Below are 16,221 nucleotides of genomic sequence, written 5' to 3' on the forward strand. Positions count from 1 at the left end.
CGGCCCCGGCAGAGCCGGGACCGTCCGTCATCCTCGTCGATCTGTCGGTGCGTGCCCGGTCGCTCAGTCCTCGAACGCGGCCTCGACGAGGGCCTGCTGCTCGCGCTCGTGCACCCGCGACGAACCCGACGCCGGGGCCGCCGCCGCCCGCCGGGAGATCCGGCGCAGGCGGATCCCGCCGGGCAGGAACTCGCCGAGGTTGAGCGCCATGTGCGGGTAGGCGCCCTGGTTCGCCGGCTCCTCCTGCACCCAGACGACGTCGGTGAGGTTCGGGTAGCGCTCGAGTGCCTTCGCCAGCTCCGGCCCGGGAGTCGGGTAGAGCTGCTCGACCCGCAGCAGCGCGAACCGCTCGGCGTCGTCGTGCCTGCCCCGGGCGGCGGCCAGGTCGTAGTAGACCTTGCCGGCCGAGAGCAGCACCCGGCGGACCGTCGACGGGTCGGTGACGAAGTCGTCGGGGATCACCGGCTGCCAGCCACCCTCGGTCAGTTCCGCCACCGTCGAGGTGGCGGCCTTGAGCCGGAGCATCGACTTGGGCGTGAAGACGACCAGCGGGCGCCGCACCGGCGAGAGGGTCTGCCGGCGCAGGAGGTGGAAGTAACTGGCGGGGGAGGACGGCGCCGAGACCGTCATGTTGTTGTCCGCGCACAGCGACAGGAACCGCTCGATGCGGGCGGAGGAGTGGTCCGGCCCCTGGCCCTCGTAGCCGTGCGGGAGCAGCAGCGCCAGCGCCGAGCGCTGGCCCCACTTCGCCTCGCCCGCGCTGATGAACTCGTCGATGATCGACTGGGCGCCGTTGGCGAAGTCGCCGAACTGGGCCTCCCAGAGCACCAGCATGTCCGGCCGGGCGACCGCGTAGCCGTACTCGAATCCCATCGCCGCGAACTCGCTGAGCAGCGAGTCGTAGACGTAGAAGGTGCCGACGCCCTCGTTGTTCTCGGTCCCGTCGACGCCGTACCGCAGCGTCCGCAGCGGGGTGTGGTCCTCGGCGCTGTGCCGGTCGACCAGCACGGCGTGCCGCTGGCCGAAGGTGCCACGGCGGCTGTCCTGCCCGGTCAGGCGGACCGACCGGCCGTCGAGGATGAGCGTGCCGAACGCCAGGGTCTCGGCGAGCGCCCAGTCGATCGCGTCGGTCTCGACCATCTGGGTGCGCCGCTCGATCTGGGGGCGCAGCCGGGGGTGGACGGTGAAGCCGTCGGGCAGGTTGACCTGCGTCTCGACGACCTTCTTGACGGCCTCGGCGGAGACCGCGGTGCTGACCGCGGCGGCCGCGGCCGCCTCCTCCGGGGTGGTGACGATCCGCGGCTGCGGCGCGGTGCCCGACGGGGTGGTGTCCCGGGTCTGCGCGAACGCCTTCTCCAGCTCGGCGCGGTAGGACTTCATCGCCTGCTCGGCCTCGTCGCGGGTGATGTCCCCGCGGCCGATCAGCGCCTCGGTGTAGAGCTTGCGCACCGAGCGCTTGCTGGCGATGGTGTCGTACATCAACGGCTGGGTGAACGACGGCTCGTCCATCTCGTTGTGGCCGCGCCGACGGTAGCAGAGCAGGTCGATGACGACGTCCTTGTTGAACGCCTGGCGGTACTGGAAGGCCAGCGCCGCCACCCGCACGCACGCCTCGGGGTCGTCCCCGTTGACGTGGAAGATCGGGGCCTGCACCATCCGAGCGACGTCGGTGGCGTACACCGAGGACCGGCTCGACTCCGGCGAGGTGGTGAACCCGACCTGGTTGTTGATGACCAGGTGGATGGTGCCGCCGGTGCGGTAGCCGCGCAGCTGGGAGAGGTTCAGCGTCTCGGCGACGACCCCCTGCCCGGCGAACGCGGCGTCACCGTGGACGAGGATCGGCAGGACGGTGAAGCCGGCCGTGCCCTTGTCCAGGATGTCCTGCTTTGCCCGGACGACGCCCTCGGTGACCGGGTCGACGGCCTCCAGGTGCGACGGGTTCGCCACGACCGAGACGGGCACCTTGCGCCCCTCGCGGCCGGTGTACACGCCCTCCGCGCCCAGGTGGTACTTCACGTCGCCGGAGCCGTGCGCCGTCTGCGGGTCGAGGTGACCCTCGAACTCGGCGAAGATCTGCCGGTAGGACTTGCCGACGATGTTGGCGAGCACGTTCAGCCGGCCGCGGTGGGCCATGCCGATGACGACCTCGTCGATGCCGGCGTCGGCGGAGCGCTCCAGCACCTCGTCGAGCGTCGGGATCGTCGACTCGGCGCCCTCCAGCGAGAAGCGGCGCTGGCCGACGTACTTCGTCTGCAGGAAGGACTCGAACGCCTCCGCGGCGCCGAGGCGCTCCAGCACGTGCAACTGCTCGGCCGGGTCCGGACGCTCCGCGGACCGCTCGACCCGGGCCTGGATCCAGGCCCGCTCGTCGGGCTCCTGGATGTGCATGTACTCGATGCCGACCCGGCGGCAGTACGAGTCGCGCAGGACGCCGAGCACGTCGCGCAGCGACATCGTCCGCTGGCTCGCGAACCCGCCGACGGCGAACTCCCGGTCGAGGTCCCACAGCGTCAGCCCGTGGCTGATGATGTCCAGGTCGGGGTGGCTGCGGATGGCGAACTCGAGCGGGTTGGTGTCGGCCATCAGGTGACCGCGCACCCGGTAGGCGTGGATCAGCTCCAGCACCCGGGCGTTGTGGTCGAGGTCGCCCTCGTGCACCACGGGCATGTCCGCGACCCAGCGGATGGGTTCGTACGGCACCCGCAGCGACTGGAAGATCTCGTCGTAGAAGCCGTCCTCGCCCAGCAGGAGCTGGTGCATCCGGCGCAGGTACTCGCCGGACTGGGCGCCCTGGATGATGCGGTGGTCGTACGTGCTGGTCAGCGTGATCGTCTTGGAGATCGCGAGCCGGGCCAGCGTGTTGGCCGCGGCGCCGGAGAACTCGGCCGGGTACTCCATCGCGCCGACGCCGATGATCGTGCCCTGGCCCTCCATCAGCCGGGGCACCGAGTGCACCGTGCCGATGCCGCCGGGGTTGGTCAGGCTGATGGTGACGCCGGTGAAGTCGTCGGTGGTCAGCTTGTTGGACCGAGCGCGGCGGACCAGGTCCTCGTAGGCGACCCAGAACTGGCTGAAGTCCAGCGTGTCGGCCTTCTTCACCGCGGCGACGACGAGCTGGCGGCCCTTCGGGGTCACCAGGTCGATGGCCAGCCCGAGGTTGACGTGCTCCGGCTGGACGAGCGCCGGCTTGCCGCCGACCTCGGCGTAGGAGGCGTTCATGGCCGGGTTGCTGGCCAGCGCCTTGACCATCGCGTAGCCGATGATGTGCGTGAACGACACCTTGCCGCCGCTGGAGCGGGCCAGGTGCCGGTTGATGACGATGCGGTTGTCCGCGAGCAGCTTCGCCGGGAACGCCCGCACCGACGTGGCGGTCGGGACGTGCAGCGACGTCTCCATGTTGCTGACCACGCGGGCGGCCGCGCCGCGCAGCGGCGTGGTGGCCGAGCCCTCCGCGCCGGCGGGGGCGGGTGCCGGCTGCTTGGCGGCCGCGACGGGCTTGGCGGCTGCCGGCTTCGCAGGCGCGGAGGGTGCGGGCGTGGCGGGCTTCGCGGGCGCCGCCGCGACGGGCTTCGCGGGCGGGGCCGGAGTAGGCACGGACGCCGGAGCCGCGGGCGGGGTAGGCTTCGCCGCAGACGGCGCCGTGTGGGAGACCTCACCGTCGGGTGAGATCCCGCTTGGTGCCACCTCCGCGGCGGGTGCATCCGCGCCGGGGCCGGCCGGCGGCGCGGTCGGCCGGTAGTCGGAGAGGAACTCCTGCCACTCCGGCGACACGCTTTGTGGATCTTCGAGAAACTGCTGGTAGATCTCGAAGACCAGCCATTCATTGGGTCCGAAGTCAGGTCCTGACGCAGGAACCGTCGGTGCTGTCACGGGGCCATTCGCCTCTATCCACGGTCTCACTTCACGGCCTCCGAAAGGCCCTTCTGCCACCGTCTGCTCAGGCTACCCGCTCTGGACACCCAGGGCAGGGGCGGGCCTGCCCGGTCGGGTCATAGGCACGGTGCGTGCCGGTTCGATGCCGCCCTGCCGCCCACGTGGCCGGTATGTGCGTGGGCGGTCGGCAGCGGAGGGTGACTCGCCCGGCCTTGGTGGCCCCTACCCGATGCGGGCCGTTCGTCCGGTTTCCCGCGCGGGGAACACCCGGGGCGGTCCATCCGTTAAGCTAAGTGTCGCCGGCCCGCATCATGGCCCCCGGACCCAATAAAAGTCGCTTCGAGCGACCTACGCCCGTGAGGCGACCTGGCGGGCCGGCGTCTACGTGGTTCGGATAATGCAGCTCGCCCCGGCGGATCGCCGGGGCGATATCTGCTGTTCGGACCTGCTCACCTGCACCGAGGTGGCCTCCTGCCCGCCCGGCGAGACCGTCCGCCAAGATGCGGTGGCCGGCCGGGCGGTTACGCCGCCGAGCCCTCGGTCACCTGAAGTGATTCCATCCTCCTCGGCCGGCGGTCGGCTGCCCGGCCAGGGTCACGCCCGTTCCGGGCAGCACCAGCCCGATCCGTTCACAGCCCCCGGGGATGGCCGCGGACGGAGGCAGGCAGGCGACGAGCGCGTGGTCCTCGCCGCCGGTGAGCACCCAGTCCAGCGGGTCCGCCCCCAGCTCGGCGGCGGCCGAGCGCAGCGGAGCACCGCCGGCCAGGGCGGTCAGGCCGGCCAGGTCGAGATCGATTCGCATCCCCGAGGCGGCGGCGATGTGGCCGAGGTCCTGGACCAGGCCGTCCGAGACGTCGCACATCGCGTGCGCGCCCGCCGCGGCGAGCGCCGGGCCGAGCGGGTAGGGCGGCCGGGGCCGCCGGTGCGCCGTGACCAGCCCCGCCCAGCCGGCGTCCGCGCCCTGGCCCAGGCCCGCGGTGAGCAGGGCCAGGCCCGCCTCGGCCCGCCCGAGGGAGCCGGCGAGCACGACCACGTCGCCCGGTCGGGCCCCCGAGCGCAGCACCGGCGCCCGGCCCTCGAGATCACCGAGAGCGGTCACCCCCAGCATGATGGAGTCGGCGGAGCTGATGTCGCCGCCGGCGACGGTGGCCCCGGCCCGGGCGCACTCGGCGGCGAGCCCGTCGGCCAGCGCCAGGGCCCAGTCGACGGTGAGATCACCGGGCGCGGCGAAGCCGACGAACAGCCCGGTCGGTCGGGCGCCCATCGCCGCCACGTCCGCGAGGTTCTGCGCCGCGGCCTTGTGCCCGACGTCCAGGCCCGACGACCAGTCCCGCCGGAAGTGGCGGCCCTCCAGCAGCAGGTCGGTGGTGACGACCACCCGGGCGTCCGGCGCGGCCAGCACCGCGGCGTCGTCGCCCGGGCCGACGAGGACGTCCCGGCCGCGGGCGAAACGGGCGGTGATCGCGCGGATCAGCTCGAACTCGCCGAGATCCCGCAGCGTCGCGGTCACGGCGCGCCGGCGCCGCGCAACGACCGGGCGCCGCGGAGGGTGGCACCGAAGCGCCGGTGCCGCCTGCCCGACCGCCTCCGCACGCCCCTGGACCTCCCACTCACCGGCCCAGCACCCCCTCCCGACGGAATGACCGTGATCGCAACATCCACGTCACCTTTTCGTCATGTGCCACTGAAAATCTGACGCGCGTGCATGACCAGCCCTGTCCTTCTGCATGTCGCGTCCGGCCCACCGGGACTCCGGGGGCCGGTCGCCCGCGCGTCCAGGCTCGTCACGGCGGGAGCCCGCCCGGCCGGCATCGGGCCTGGTAGGCCCGCCTGTGGCGCTGCAGCCAGGCCGGGGCAAGATCGAGGGAAAGCACTATCTGCCCTCCACCCCCGAGACCGTCACATGGGGCGAGCTGCCCAACGCACTGACCAGGCCCGTGCTCAGCGTCGACTCCGGCGCCGCGGTCACCTTCGACACGGTCAGCCCGGAGGGGATCCTCGGCGACCAGGGCCGTGACCCCGACGCCTTCCTCGCCGACCTCGGCGTGCCGGCATCGGAGGTCCTCGCCGACGCCCGGGCCATCGCCGCCTCCGGCCTGCCGCACCGGTTCGGCGTGGACGCCCCGCACATCGTGACCGGGCCGGTGCTCATCCGTGGTGCCCAGCCCGGTGACGTGCTGCGCGTCGACGTCCTGTCGCTGCACCCGCGGGCCCGGTACGGGATCATCTCCTCCCGCCATGGCGCCGGCCTGCTCGCCGGGGAGTTTCCGGAGGGCAGCCCGCCCGAGCCGGACGCCGACGCGCGGCACTGGCAGCGCTTTCGCACCGTCACCACCTTCTGCGCCGTCGAACGCCGCCGCGGTCGCCTCTTCGGCTCGCTGACGAGCACGAGCGGCGGACGAGCCCGCTTCCCGCTGGCTCCGTTCCTGGGCGTCATGGCGGTCGCGGTGGACAGTACCACCGAGGTCATTCCCTCCACCTCGGTCGGCCTGCACGGCGGCGCTCTGGACTGCCGCGATCTCGGCACCGGCGCCCGGCTCTACCTGCCCGTCCAGGTCGCCGGCGCGCTGTTCGCCGTCGGCGACCCGCATTACGCCGTCGGGGACGGGAAGATCGGCGCGACGGCCCTGGAGGGCCCGCTGCGCGCGACGCTGCGCCTGACGGCGCTGCGGGAGGCGGCCGCCCGCGCCGCCCTGGGCGCGCTGCGTGAGCCGTTCGTCGAGACCGACACCGTGTGGGTCACCGTGGGTCTCGACGCCGACCTGACCGAGGCGATCCGCCGCGCGACCCGTTCGGCGGTGCTGTTCCTGCAGAGCCGGGTCGGGCTCGAACGCGCGGAGGCACTGGCCTACCTGTCGGCGGCGGCGGACATCGGGGTGTGCCGGATCGGGCCCGGGGCCCAGACCGCGTTCTGCCGCATCCACCGGGCGGACTTCACGGAGCCGACGGCGGCGAAGCCCCGGTTGCACCGGCCGCCGTTCGCCCGCATCGTCGGCGCCGCCGGCGTGGAGGAGGCTGCCGGCGTGCAGGACGTTGCCGGCGAGGGGGACGTGGGCGGCGTGCAGGACGTTGCCGGCGAGGGGGACGTTGCCGGCGAGGGGGACGTGGGCGGCGAGGGGGACGTGGGCGGCGTGGCGGACGTGGGCGGCGAGGGGGACGTGGGCGGCGACGGCTCCGAGCGCGCCCCCGAGCCGGTCGGCGTGGCGGACGGGTCTGCGCAACCGGTAGGCGGCGAGCGGCCTGCCGGCGAGCCCGGCGGGGTCGAGCCGCAGCAGGCAGGTGCGCCCCGATCCCCCCGGGCCGGGACGACGCGCCCGGGGCCGGCCGACCGGCGGGGCCGACCGCCGGGCCGATGAGTCAGTCGGTCGAGGCGCCGGTACCCGGAGAGCGCCGGGCACCCGCCGGATCGCGCCGCTCGGTCGGCGCCGGCGCGTCGTCGAGGCCCTCCAGCTCCGAGAGCGCGATCGGGCGCCAACGGTGCAGCAGTTCGTCCGCGCCGGCGCGGACCGGTCCGCGGGCGGCGGCCGGGCCGCCCGGCGTTCCTTCATCGTCGCGGCCGGCCCGCTCGACCGGGGCCGGGGCGATCCCGGCGGCGGCCAGCCGCGGCCACAGCGAGGCCAGCGCCGCCTCGGGGTCGAGCTCGAAGTCGGACTGGCGGACCCGCCAGAACCGCCACCCCGCCCGGCGCAGCTCCCGTTCACGGTCGAACTCGCGGGCGATCTCCGCCGGCCCGGGGCCGACGTCGCCGTCGCACTCGACCGCGAGCCGGGCCCGCCCGCCCGCCACGACCAGGTCGACCCGCCGGCCGTTGACCTCCACCTGGGGCGTGACGAGATAGCCGCGGCCGGCGAGGTGGCGGAACACCCGCTGCTCGAACAGCGAACCGAAGGCCGGATGGGGGCGGTCCGTGGCCACCTCGGCGAGCGGCGGCGCCAGGCCGGGCAGCGGCGCGACCGGGCGCGCCGCCGACAGCACATAGCTGAGGTAGCTGTGGCGCAGATCCTGGTGGTCGAGGTCGGCCGGCGACACCGAGTGGAACAGCCAGACCTGGTCGCGTGCCCGGGAGGCCGCGACGTTGAACCGTCGCTGGTACTCCAGGCGGGTCAGCGGGACCGGCTGGTCGCCCGGCGCGACGACCAGCGACAGGAACACGACGTCGCGTTCGTCGCCCTGGAAGTCGGCCGGCGTGCCCACCCGCAACCGGCGGCGCAGGTGCTCGGCGGCCGACATCCGCTCGGCGAGCTGGTCGCGGATCAGCGTGGCCTGCGCGGTGCCCTGGGTGACCACGACCCCGAAGCTGAGCCCGGTGTAACGCGGGTCCTCGGCGCAGGCCAGGACCTGCGCGACGAGCGCCTCGGCCTCGGCCGGGTTGCGCGGTCCCGCCGGGGTGGCAGTGGTGAACCCGTGCGGGACGAACCGCGCGACCAGCGGCGTCAGCCGGTCCGCGCCGAACTGGCGCAGCGGCAGCAGCGGCGCGTCCCGGTAGAACATCGCCGACGACCACTCGATGATCTCGGGCATGCAGCGGAAGTGCTCCCGTAGCCGGATCACCTCGCCGAAGCGGGTCCGCAGCAGGCTGAACAGGCTGGACCGCGGGGTGAAACCGACGCGCAGCCAGGCCGGCACGTCCGGCAGCAGGGCGTCGAGCCGGTCGAGGACCGGGTCGAGCTCCTGCGCCGGGTCGACCGGCGGGGTGCACTGGCGGTCGTCGCCGACGACGATCACGCGGGGCGCCAGCCACAGCAGGAACAGGCTGTCGAGCCCGGCCTGGCTGCCCTCGTCGACGATGACGACGTCGAAGCTGTCGCGGACCGCGGGGATGGTCGACAGCACCTCCCGGATCGGCATCACCCAGGCCGGCACCGCCGTCTGGGCGATCTCCATCGCCTCCCGGGCGGCCTGCCGGTAGCGCTCGGCGTGCCGACCGGCCAGCGTGCCGCCGGCGGCGACGGTGTCGGCGTAGGCGCGCAGCGCGGCTGACTGCTCGGCGCCCATCCGTTCCAGGCAGTGCTTCCAGGCCTTCGCCCCGGCCAGCTCCGCGGTGGCCGCGGCGAGGACATCCTCGGCCGCGTCGAGCTGGGCGTCCAGGTCGACGGGCGACGCCGTGGTCGCACCGTCGGGAACGCCGTCGCCGCGGGGCTCGCCGCCGGGAGCGCCTACGGAACCCGGGGAGCCGGCAGGGACGTCGGGACGGGCGGCTCGGGCCAGCCAGCTTGCCGCGACGGCCCAGGCCCAGGCGGCCGAGAACGACGCCAGCCGGGCCGGCCACGGATCATCACCGCCGTCCTCGCGCCCTCGCGCGCCGCCCGGGCCGCCGTCGGGTCGGGCGGATCCGTCGATCGTGGCGGCGGTCAGGAGATCCGCCAACGCGGGATGGGCCGCCCGCAGCCGGCGGAGCAGCGCGGCGCGCCGGGCGGCGGCCTGCCCCCGGGTCACCGCGGCGTCGAGCTCGGCGCGGGCGGTGGCGTAGGCGTCGGCGTCGCGGGTCCGGGTGGCGGCGGCCACGGCGCCGAGCTCGGCGGCCAGCGCGGTGGGGGCGTCCGGGGCGGCGGCGAGCCGGTCGTACTCGTCGGCGAGGTCGGCCAGCGCCCGGTCGGCCTCGGCCGCGGCCGCCATCGTTGCGAGCGCGGCCATCGCCGCGGCCAGATCCCGCGCGTCCGCGGCGGAGTCGATCGTGACCGGCTGCCCGGGCGCCGCCGTGGCGGCGAGGGCCACGACCCGGTCCCGCGCGGCCACGACGGCGTCGATTCCCTCGACGGCCTGCTGCCCCTCGACCAGTCGGGACAGTCGGACCTCGAGCGGATCATCGGGCCGCGGCGGGCGGCCCACCAGGGTCCAGCCGCGACCGGCCGCCTCGACGGCGAGCTCCGCCCGCAGGCGGGTCAGCACGACGTCGAGCAGTTCCGGGGTTGTCGGCGCGACCCCGTCGACGGTCACCTGGCGCAGCAGCGCGTCGGCCTCCCGCTGGACCTTCGGCTTGAAGCGACGCCGGAGCTCGGCGCCGCCGTTCAGATGGGCCCGCAGCGCCTCGGCGCGAGGGAGCAGGGCGGCGGGATCGAGCTCGGCGCTGCCCCGCTCGGCGCTGCCGGGTTCGCCGCTGCTGGGCTCGCCGTCGCCGTCGCCGTCGCCGTCGCCGTCGTCCGCGGCGCGGGCCGGATCCGTGGGGGCGGCGTCGGTGAAGGGCAGCACCACGGCGTGCAGGCCGAGGTCGTCGACGTGGCGGGCCGCCTGCGCGATGAGCGGCGCGGCGGCGCTCACCTTGGCCCAGAGCAGGCGGTCTCGCCCGGCGAGGGCATCGTCGAGGGCGGCGGGGATCCAGTCCCGGTCCGGTCCGCGGGCGCCGTGCGCGGCCAGGTCGTCGAGGGCGCGGACAAGCGCGGTCACTGCGGCCCGCAGTGGGTCGGTCGGCGACGGTCCGGGGCCGGCCGTGGCGATCTCGTCCAGGAGGGCGCGGGCGGTGGCGGTGACCCCGGCCCGGGCCGCCTCGGCCGCCTGCCGGGCCGCGCGGTCCGCGGTCACCAGTGCGGCGAAGCGCGCCGCGGCCAGGACCGGCGGTACCGCACCGATCGGGACGTCCGAGGCCGGGTCGTCGTCGGCGGCGCGCAGCAGGGCGTACAGCTCCACCGCCTCGGCGTCCGTCAGCGGCGCGGGCTGCTCGTCGCCGGTCCGCGCGGGCGGCACGGGCAGCGGCAACCAGCCGTAAGTCCCGCCACCGTCGCGAACCCGGGCGGCGATGCTGGCCCGGGTTCCCCCCCATCCCGCGGCGCCGACCTCGCTGTCCGGATGCACGGCGAGCTCGGCGGCCCGCGCGCCGCGGGCCCGCTCGGCGAGCTCGGCCCGGGCACGCAGCGCCTCGGCCCGCCGCCGCGCGGCCTGCTCGATCCGGCGGTCGAGCGCCTCGGGATGGTAGACCGCCTTCTCCGCGGCCAACGCGCTGACGCTCGCGGCGAGTTCGGGCGAGCCCACCCCGTCCATCGCGCCGACGTCCATCGCGCCGACGTCCATCGCGCCGACGTCCACCGCGGAGACGCCAGCGGGGCCGGACGCCTCCTCGACGTCGGTGAGCGACACGCACAGCCGCTGCAGCTCGGGCGGAAGCTTCTCCCGCAGCACCCGCAGGGCCTGCGCCTTCTGACTGGTGACGAGGACCCGTTGACCCTCGGCGAGCAGAGCGGAGATCAGGTTCGCGATCGTGTGGGTCTTGCCGGTGCCTGGCGGACCCTCGACGACGACGCCGTTGTCGTGGCGCAGCCGTTCGAGCACCCGGGCCTGCTCGGGGCTGGCCGGCAGCGGCAGCAGCGGGTCGGCGCCGAGTTCGGCGCCGCTTGTCGCGCCCTCGGCGTCGAGCCAGGCGAGCCGGTCGTCGGCGTCCAGGGTCGCGACGAGCTGGACCAGGCCCAGCGGCGGCGGCCCGTCGCCGCGCAACGCCGCCAGCATCCGCTCGTAGTAGGTCAGCAGCGAGGCCTGGTCACGCACGCGCAGCACGAGCGCGGGGGCGAAGGTCACGCGGGGGCGGGTCGTGCCGTCCGGTGGTGGTGGCGGCGCGTCCTGCGGCTCGAAGCCGTCCACCGGCACGTCCAGGGCCAGGGTCAACCAGTCCCGCAGCAGCCGCGGGTCGTCCGCGCCGAGCGGGACCGGCGGCCGGTTGTGCAGGCGTTCGTGCAGGTGGTTGGTCCGTTCCCGGCGGAAACCGGGAAGGCCGTCGAGCAGCGGGCCATCGCCCAGTCGGGTGGCGCCACCCGCCGGCACCCGCACCCGGATGTCCGAGCTGACCGGGTCGATCTCGCAGCTCACCCGGGTGGACAGCAGGTGCTCGCGGATGAGCGGGCCGCCGGGTGGCGTCCAGGTAAGCAGGCCGGTGGCCAGCACCAGCTCCAGCGCGTCGCCCTCCTGGGCCACCCGGGCGGCGACGGCGTGCAGCGTGTTGTGCAGGGCGCGGCGCTCGGCGTCGGCGCGCGCGCGCGTCGCCCAGATCCGCCAGCCGGGCAGCCAGTCGCGGTAGGCGGCCTCCAGCCGGTCGTCCTCCGGGCCCGCCGGGTCGGAACCGGCCGCAGCGTCGGCGTTTGCGCCCGCGCTCGGCCACACCGGGGGGCGGTCGGGGTCGGCCAGGGCCGCGTCGGGCAGGCGGATCCGACCGGCGAGGAGCGGCGGGAGCGGTGGGGGCGGGGGCAGCGCGGCGGCGGCGGGGGCGGTCAGCAGGACCTCGCCGGCGCCGGCGTGTTCCGACAGGGCGACGCCGGCCGGGATGTCGGCGAGCCAGACGGTGAGCGGGTGCTCCTCGACGGTCCGCACCCGCGTGGAGCGGGCCAGCGCGACCTCGTGCAGGAAGCGCACCAGCCGATGGCAGCGGTCGGCCAGCGCCGCCCGCTGCTCGGCGTCGGCGTAGCGCGCCGTCACCGGATCACCCGCCGCGCTTGCCCCGCGCCGGCGGCGGGCAGGAGGCGCCGCCCATAGGGTGCCATCCGCCGTCCCTCCCGTTCCCGTACCCCTCCGCGCCGCCGCGATCAGGGCTCCGCCACGACGAATAATGACGGTTGTCCCCGGCGGGCGGCGGGCCGGGTGGCACGTCCACGCCGGCCACCCCGCGACCTGCCGGCGGCTGGCGGCCATGGATCGGCCGTGGCCTCGGCGTATGCCTGCCGTTGGCCGGTCGACGCTCGGGGCCGCACCTTCGGCGTGCCGCCGCCGGTCGCCGCGCGCGGATGCGACAACATACGCATCCGTGAGGTCACGGTTCTATGCTGATTTGCACATCCACTCCCGCTACTCCCGGGCCTGCAGCCGCGACTGCGACCTGGAGCACCTGGCCTGGTGGGCGGCGCGCAAGGGCATCGCCGTCGTCGGCACCGGAGACTTCACCCACCCCGCGTGGTCGCAGGAGCTCGCCGAGAAACTCGTGCCGGCCGAGCCCGGCCTGTTCCGGCTGCGGCCGGATCTGGAACGGGAGGTGCTGCGCACGCTGCCGGCCTCCTGTCGGACAGTGACCCGTTTCATGATCTCCAGCGAGATCTCCACGATCTACAAGCGGGGCGATCGGACCCGCAAGGTCCATCACCTGCTCTACGCGCCGACCCGGGAAGCCGCCGGAGCCATCACCGCGGCGCTCGCCCGCATCGGCAACCTGGCCGCGGACGGGCGGCCCATCCTCGGCCTGGACTCCCGCGACCTGCTGGAGATCACCCTGGCCGGCGGGCCGGGCTGCTACCTCGTGCCAGCGCACGTGTGGACGCCGTGGTTCGCCGTCCTGGGTTCCAAGTCCGGCTTCGACGCCGTCGAGGACTGCTACGTCGACCTCGCCGACGAGATCTTCGCCCTGGAGACGGGGCTGTCCGCCGACCCGGAGATGTTCTGGCGGATCTCCGGCCTCGACCGCTACCGCCTGGTGAGCAACTCCGACGCCCACTCGCCGCCCATGCTCGGCCGCGAGGCGACGGCCTTCACCTGCGAGCTGGACTACTTCGCCATCGAGGCGGCGCTGCGCGGCGGGGACGGGTTCGCCGGGACGGTCGAGTTCTTTCCCGAGGAGGGCAAGTACCACCTCGACGGGCACCGCAAGTGCGGGGTGTGCCTGACCCCGGAGCAGACCCGCGAGGTCGGCGGGCGCTGCCCGACCTGCGGCGGACTGCTGACCGTGGGCGTGCTCAACCGGGTGGAGGCGCTGTCCGATCGCGGGGCCGGCGTGCGTCCCGCGACAGCCGCCGCGGTCACCTCGCTGGTGCCGCTGCCGGAGGTCGTCGGGGAGATCCTTGGGGTGGGGCCGAAGAGCAAGGCGGTCGCGGGCCAGGTCACCTCGCTGGTGTCCCGGCTCGGCCCGGAGCTCGGCATCCTCGGCGACGTCCCGGTGTCGGCGATCGCCGAGGTGGGCTCGGCCGAACTGGTCGAGGCGATCTCCCGGCTGCGGCGCGGCGAGGTGATCCGCCAGGCCGGCTTCGACGGCGAGTACGGCGTCATCCGGCTGTTCGAGTCGCGGGAGCTCGCCGGCGACGGCGGCACCCTGTTCGACTTCGCCCCGAGCGCCCCCGCCGAGCCGGACGCGGCCGGGCGCGGCGGCCGGATCTCGCGGCAGGCGGGACGCGGCCAGCGGGGCCGGCACAGCGCACTTGCCGTCGAGGCGGCTGCGGCGGGCGGCACGGATGTCGCCGACGGCGGCCCGACGCTCGACGAGGCGCTCGCCGCGGTGGGGGAGGGATCGCCGGCTGACCGTGCCGTCGCCGCGGGGGCGCCTGCGGTCACGTCGGTCGGTTCCGCGGAACCGGCGGGTCCGGTCGAGCCGGTGGGTGTGGCCGAGTCGGCGGAATGGGGAGCGGGTGCGGAACCGTCCGTGCTCGACGGGCTGGACCCGGACCAGCGGCGGGCGGCGGCGCATCCGGCCGGCCCCTTGCTCGTCCTCGCCGGCCCCGGAACCGGCAAGACCCGCACGCTGGTGCACGCGATCGCCCACCGGGTCGCCGAGCGCGACGTGCCCGCCGAGCAGTGCCTGGCGGTGACGTTCACCCGGCGGGCGGCGGGGGAGCTCGCCGAGCGGCTCGACGCCATGCTGGGCGAACGGGCCCGCCGGGTGCTCGCGACGACGTTCCACGGCCTGGGGCTGACGATCGTCCGCGAGCAGCACGAGCGGCTGGCGCGCGGGGCGCAGGTCCAGGTCGCCGACGACGCCGTGCGGGCGGAGCTGCTCGACGCCGCGCTGCACGGCGAGGGCGACTCCCGCGTCCGGCGCCGGGTGTCGGCCGGGATCGCCGAGCTCAAGCGGCTGCGGGCGCTCGGCCAGGCCCAGCGCGACCATGACCTGGTCGGCGTCCTTGCCCGCTACGACGCCGAACTGCGGGAACGGGACATGGTCGACCTCGACGACCTGATCGCGCTGCCGCTGACCCTGTTGCGCTCGGCACCGGAGCTGGTCGAGCACTACCGCGACCGCTGGCGCCATGTCTGGGTCGACGAGTACCAGGACACCGACGAGCTCCAGTACCGACTGCTGGGACTGCTGTGCCCGCCGGCGGCGAACCTGTGCGTGATCGGCGACCCGGACCAGGCGATCTACAGCTTCCGCGGCGCCGATGTCGGCTTCTTCCTGCGGTTCGAGCAGGACTACCCGGGCGCGGGCACGGTCGCGCTCACCCGCGGCTACCGGTCGACGCGCACGATCGTGCGGGCGGCCCTCGACGTGATCGCCCCGGCGAGCCTGGTACCGGGCCGGGCGCTGACCGCGGTGCGGGGCGCCGAGGGGGACGGCCCGGTGCTGCTGCGGCGCTACCGCAGCGAGGCCGAGGAGGCCATCGCGGTCGTCGACACCATCGACGCCGCACTCGGCGGGACCTCCTTCCACGCACTCGACTCCGGGGTGGACGGGTCGGTGGAGGCGGCCCTGTCGTTCGCGGACATCGCGGTGCTCTACCGGACCGCCCGCCAGGCGGAACCGATCATGGAGGCGCTGGCGAAGCGGGGATTCCCCTTCCAACGCCGTTCGCATCTGCCGCTGGCCGACGCCCCGGCCGTCGCCGCCCTGCTGGCCCTGTTGCGCCCGGCCGGTGCGACCGGAGCAGCCGGTGCGGTGGGTGCGGCGAGGGCGGCCGGTGCGGCGAGGGTGACCGGTGCGGCGAGGGCGGCCGGTGCGGCCGGTGCGGCCGGTGCGGTGGGTGTGCGGGCGGTGTCGGGGCTGCTGCGTGACGCGGCGGCGCAGGCGGTCGACCTGGCGGCCGCGCTCGGCACCGAACTGGGCGCGTCGCTGCCGGCGGGGTTCGTGGGCTTCCCCGGCGGACGGGTGCCCACCGAGGCCGAGCTGCGGCTGGCCGTGGAGCTGCTCTCGCCCGCCGCGGCCGCCGCCGGGACCGACCTGGACGGCTTCCTCACGTCGGTCACGATGGCCAGCGAGGTCGACGGGCTCGACCCGCGGGCGGACCGCGTCAGCCTGCTCACCCTGCATGCGAGCAAGGGCCTGGAGTTCGGTCTGGTCTTCATCGTCGGCTGTGAGGACGGGCTGCTGCCGATGCGCTTCGGCCCCGCCGGCCGCGCCTGCGCGGCCACCGGCGAGGCGACGCCGGGCGGGGAGGTCGACCCGGGCGGGGAGGTCGACCCGGCCGCGGCGGCGCTGCTTGCCGAGGCCGAGGAGCGGCGGCTGTTCTTCGTCGGCGTCACCCGGGCGCGCCACCAGCTGATCCTGACCTCCGCGGCGCGCCGCCGCGCCGGCACGGACGCGGAGACCCGGCCCTCGCCGTTCCTCGCCGACATCGGCCCGGCCCTGCTGTCGACGGGCGAGGCCGCGGGCGCGCGTCGGCGGGCCCGCCGGCCGTCGGCGGGCCAGCAGCTCAGGCTCGTCTGACCGCACGTCCCCGAGGGGATGCGTGGGCG

The 16,221-nt window shown here is 75.2% G+C and carries 5 protein-coding genes; 2 read left to right on the plus strand and 3 right to left on the minus strand.

Going from position 1 to position 16,221, the window contains the following annotated elements; genetic code table 11:
• Positions 1 to 63 precede the first annotated feature (63 nt).
• Both FF36_RS13270 and FF36_RS13275 read right to left on the minus strand, forming a co-directional pair.
• A complete protein-coding gene (locus tag FF36_RS13270; protein WP_044885360.1) occupies positions 64 to 3,870 on the minus strand; it encodes a multifunctional oxoglutarate decarboxylase/oxoglutarate dehydrogenase thiamine pyrophosphate-binding subunit/dihydrolipoyllysine-residue succinyltransferase subunit in 3,807 nt (1,268 codons plus the stop codon).
• Between the two features lie 544 nt (positions 3,871 to 4,414).
• Entirely contained in the window at positions 4,415 to 5,383 is a 969-nt protein-coding gene (locus tag FF36_RS13275; RefSeq protein WP_044885361.1) for a thiamine-phosphate kinase, read from the minus strand.
• A 322-nt stretch (positions 5,384 to 5,705) separates the two neighbouring features.
• Here FF36_RS13275 and FF36_RS13280 point away from each other — a divergent pair, with 322 nt between their 5' ends.
• Positions 5,706 to 7,229, plus strand: a complete 1,524-nt coding sequence (locus FF36_RS13280; RefSeq protein WP_044885362.1) for an acetamidase/formamidase family protein — start codon at positions 5,706 to 5,708, stop codon at positions 7,227 to 7,229.
• Between the two features lies 1 nt (position 7,230).
• Here the strand turns inward: FF36_RS13280 and FF36_RS39970 are convergent, their stop codons facing one another.
• Entirely contained in the window at positions 7,231 to 12,270 is a 5,040-nt protein-coding gene (locus FF36_RS39970; RefSeq protein ID WP_044885363.1) for an AAA domain-containing protein, read from the minus strand.
• Between the two features lie 325 nt (positions 12,271 to 12,595).
• Here FF36_RS39970 and FF36_RS13290 point away from each other — a divergent pair, with 325 nt between their 5' ends.
• The gene (locus tag FF36_RS13290) at positions 12,596 to 16,192 is read left to right on the plus strand and encodes a UvrD-helicase domain-containing protein (RefSeq protein ID WP_044885364.1); all 3,597 of its coding nucleotides are present in this window, start codon (positions 12,596 to 12,598) and stop codon (positions 16,190 to 16,192) included.
• Positions 16,193 to 16,221: the final 29 nt, after the last annotated feature.

This window comes from Frankia torreyi, assembly GCF_000948395.1.
Taxonomy (GTDB): Bacteria; Actinomycetota; Actinomycetes; order Frankiales; family Frankiaceae; genus Frankia; species Frankia torreyi.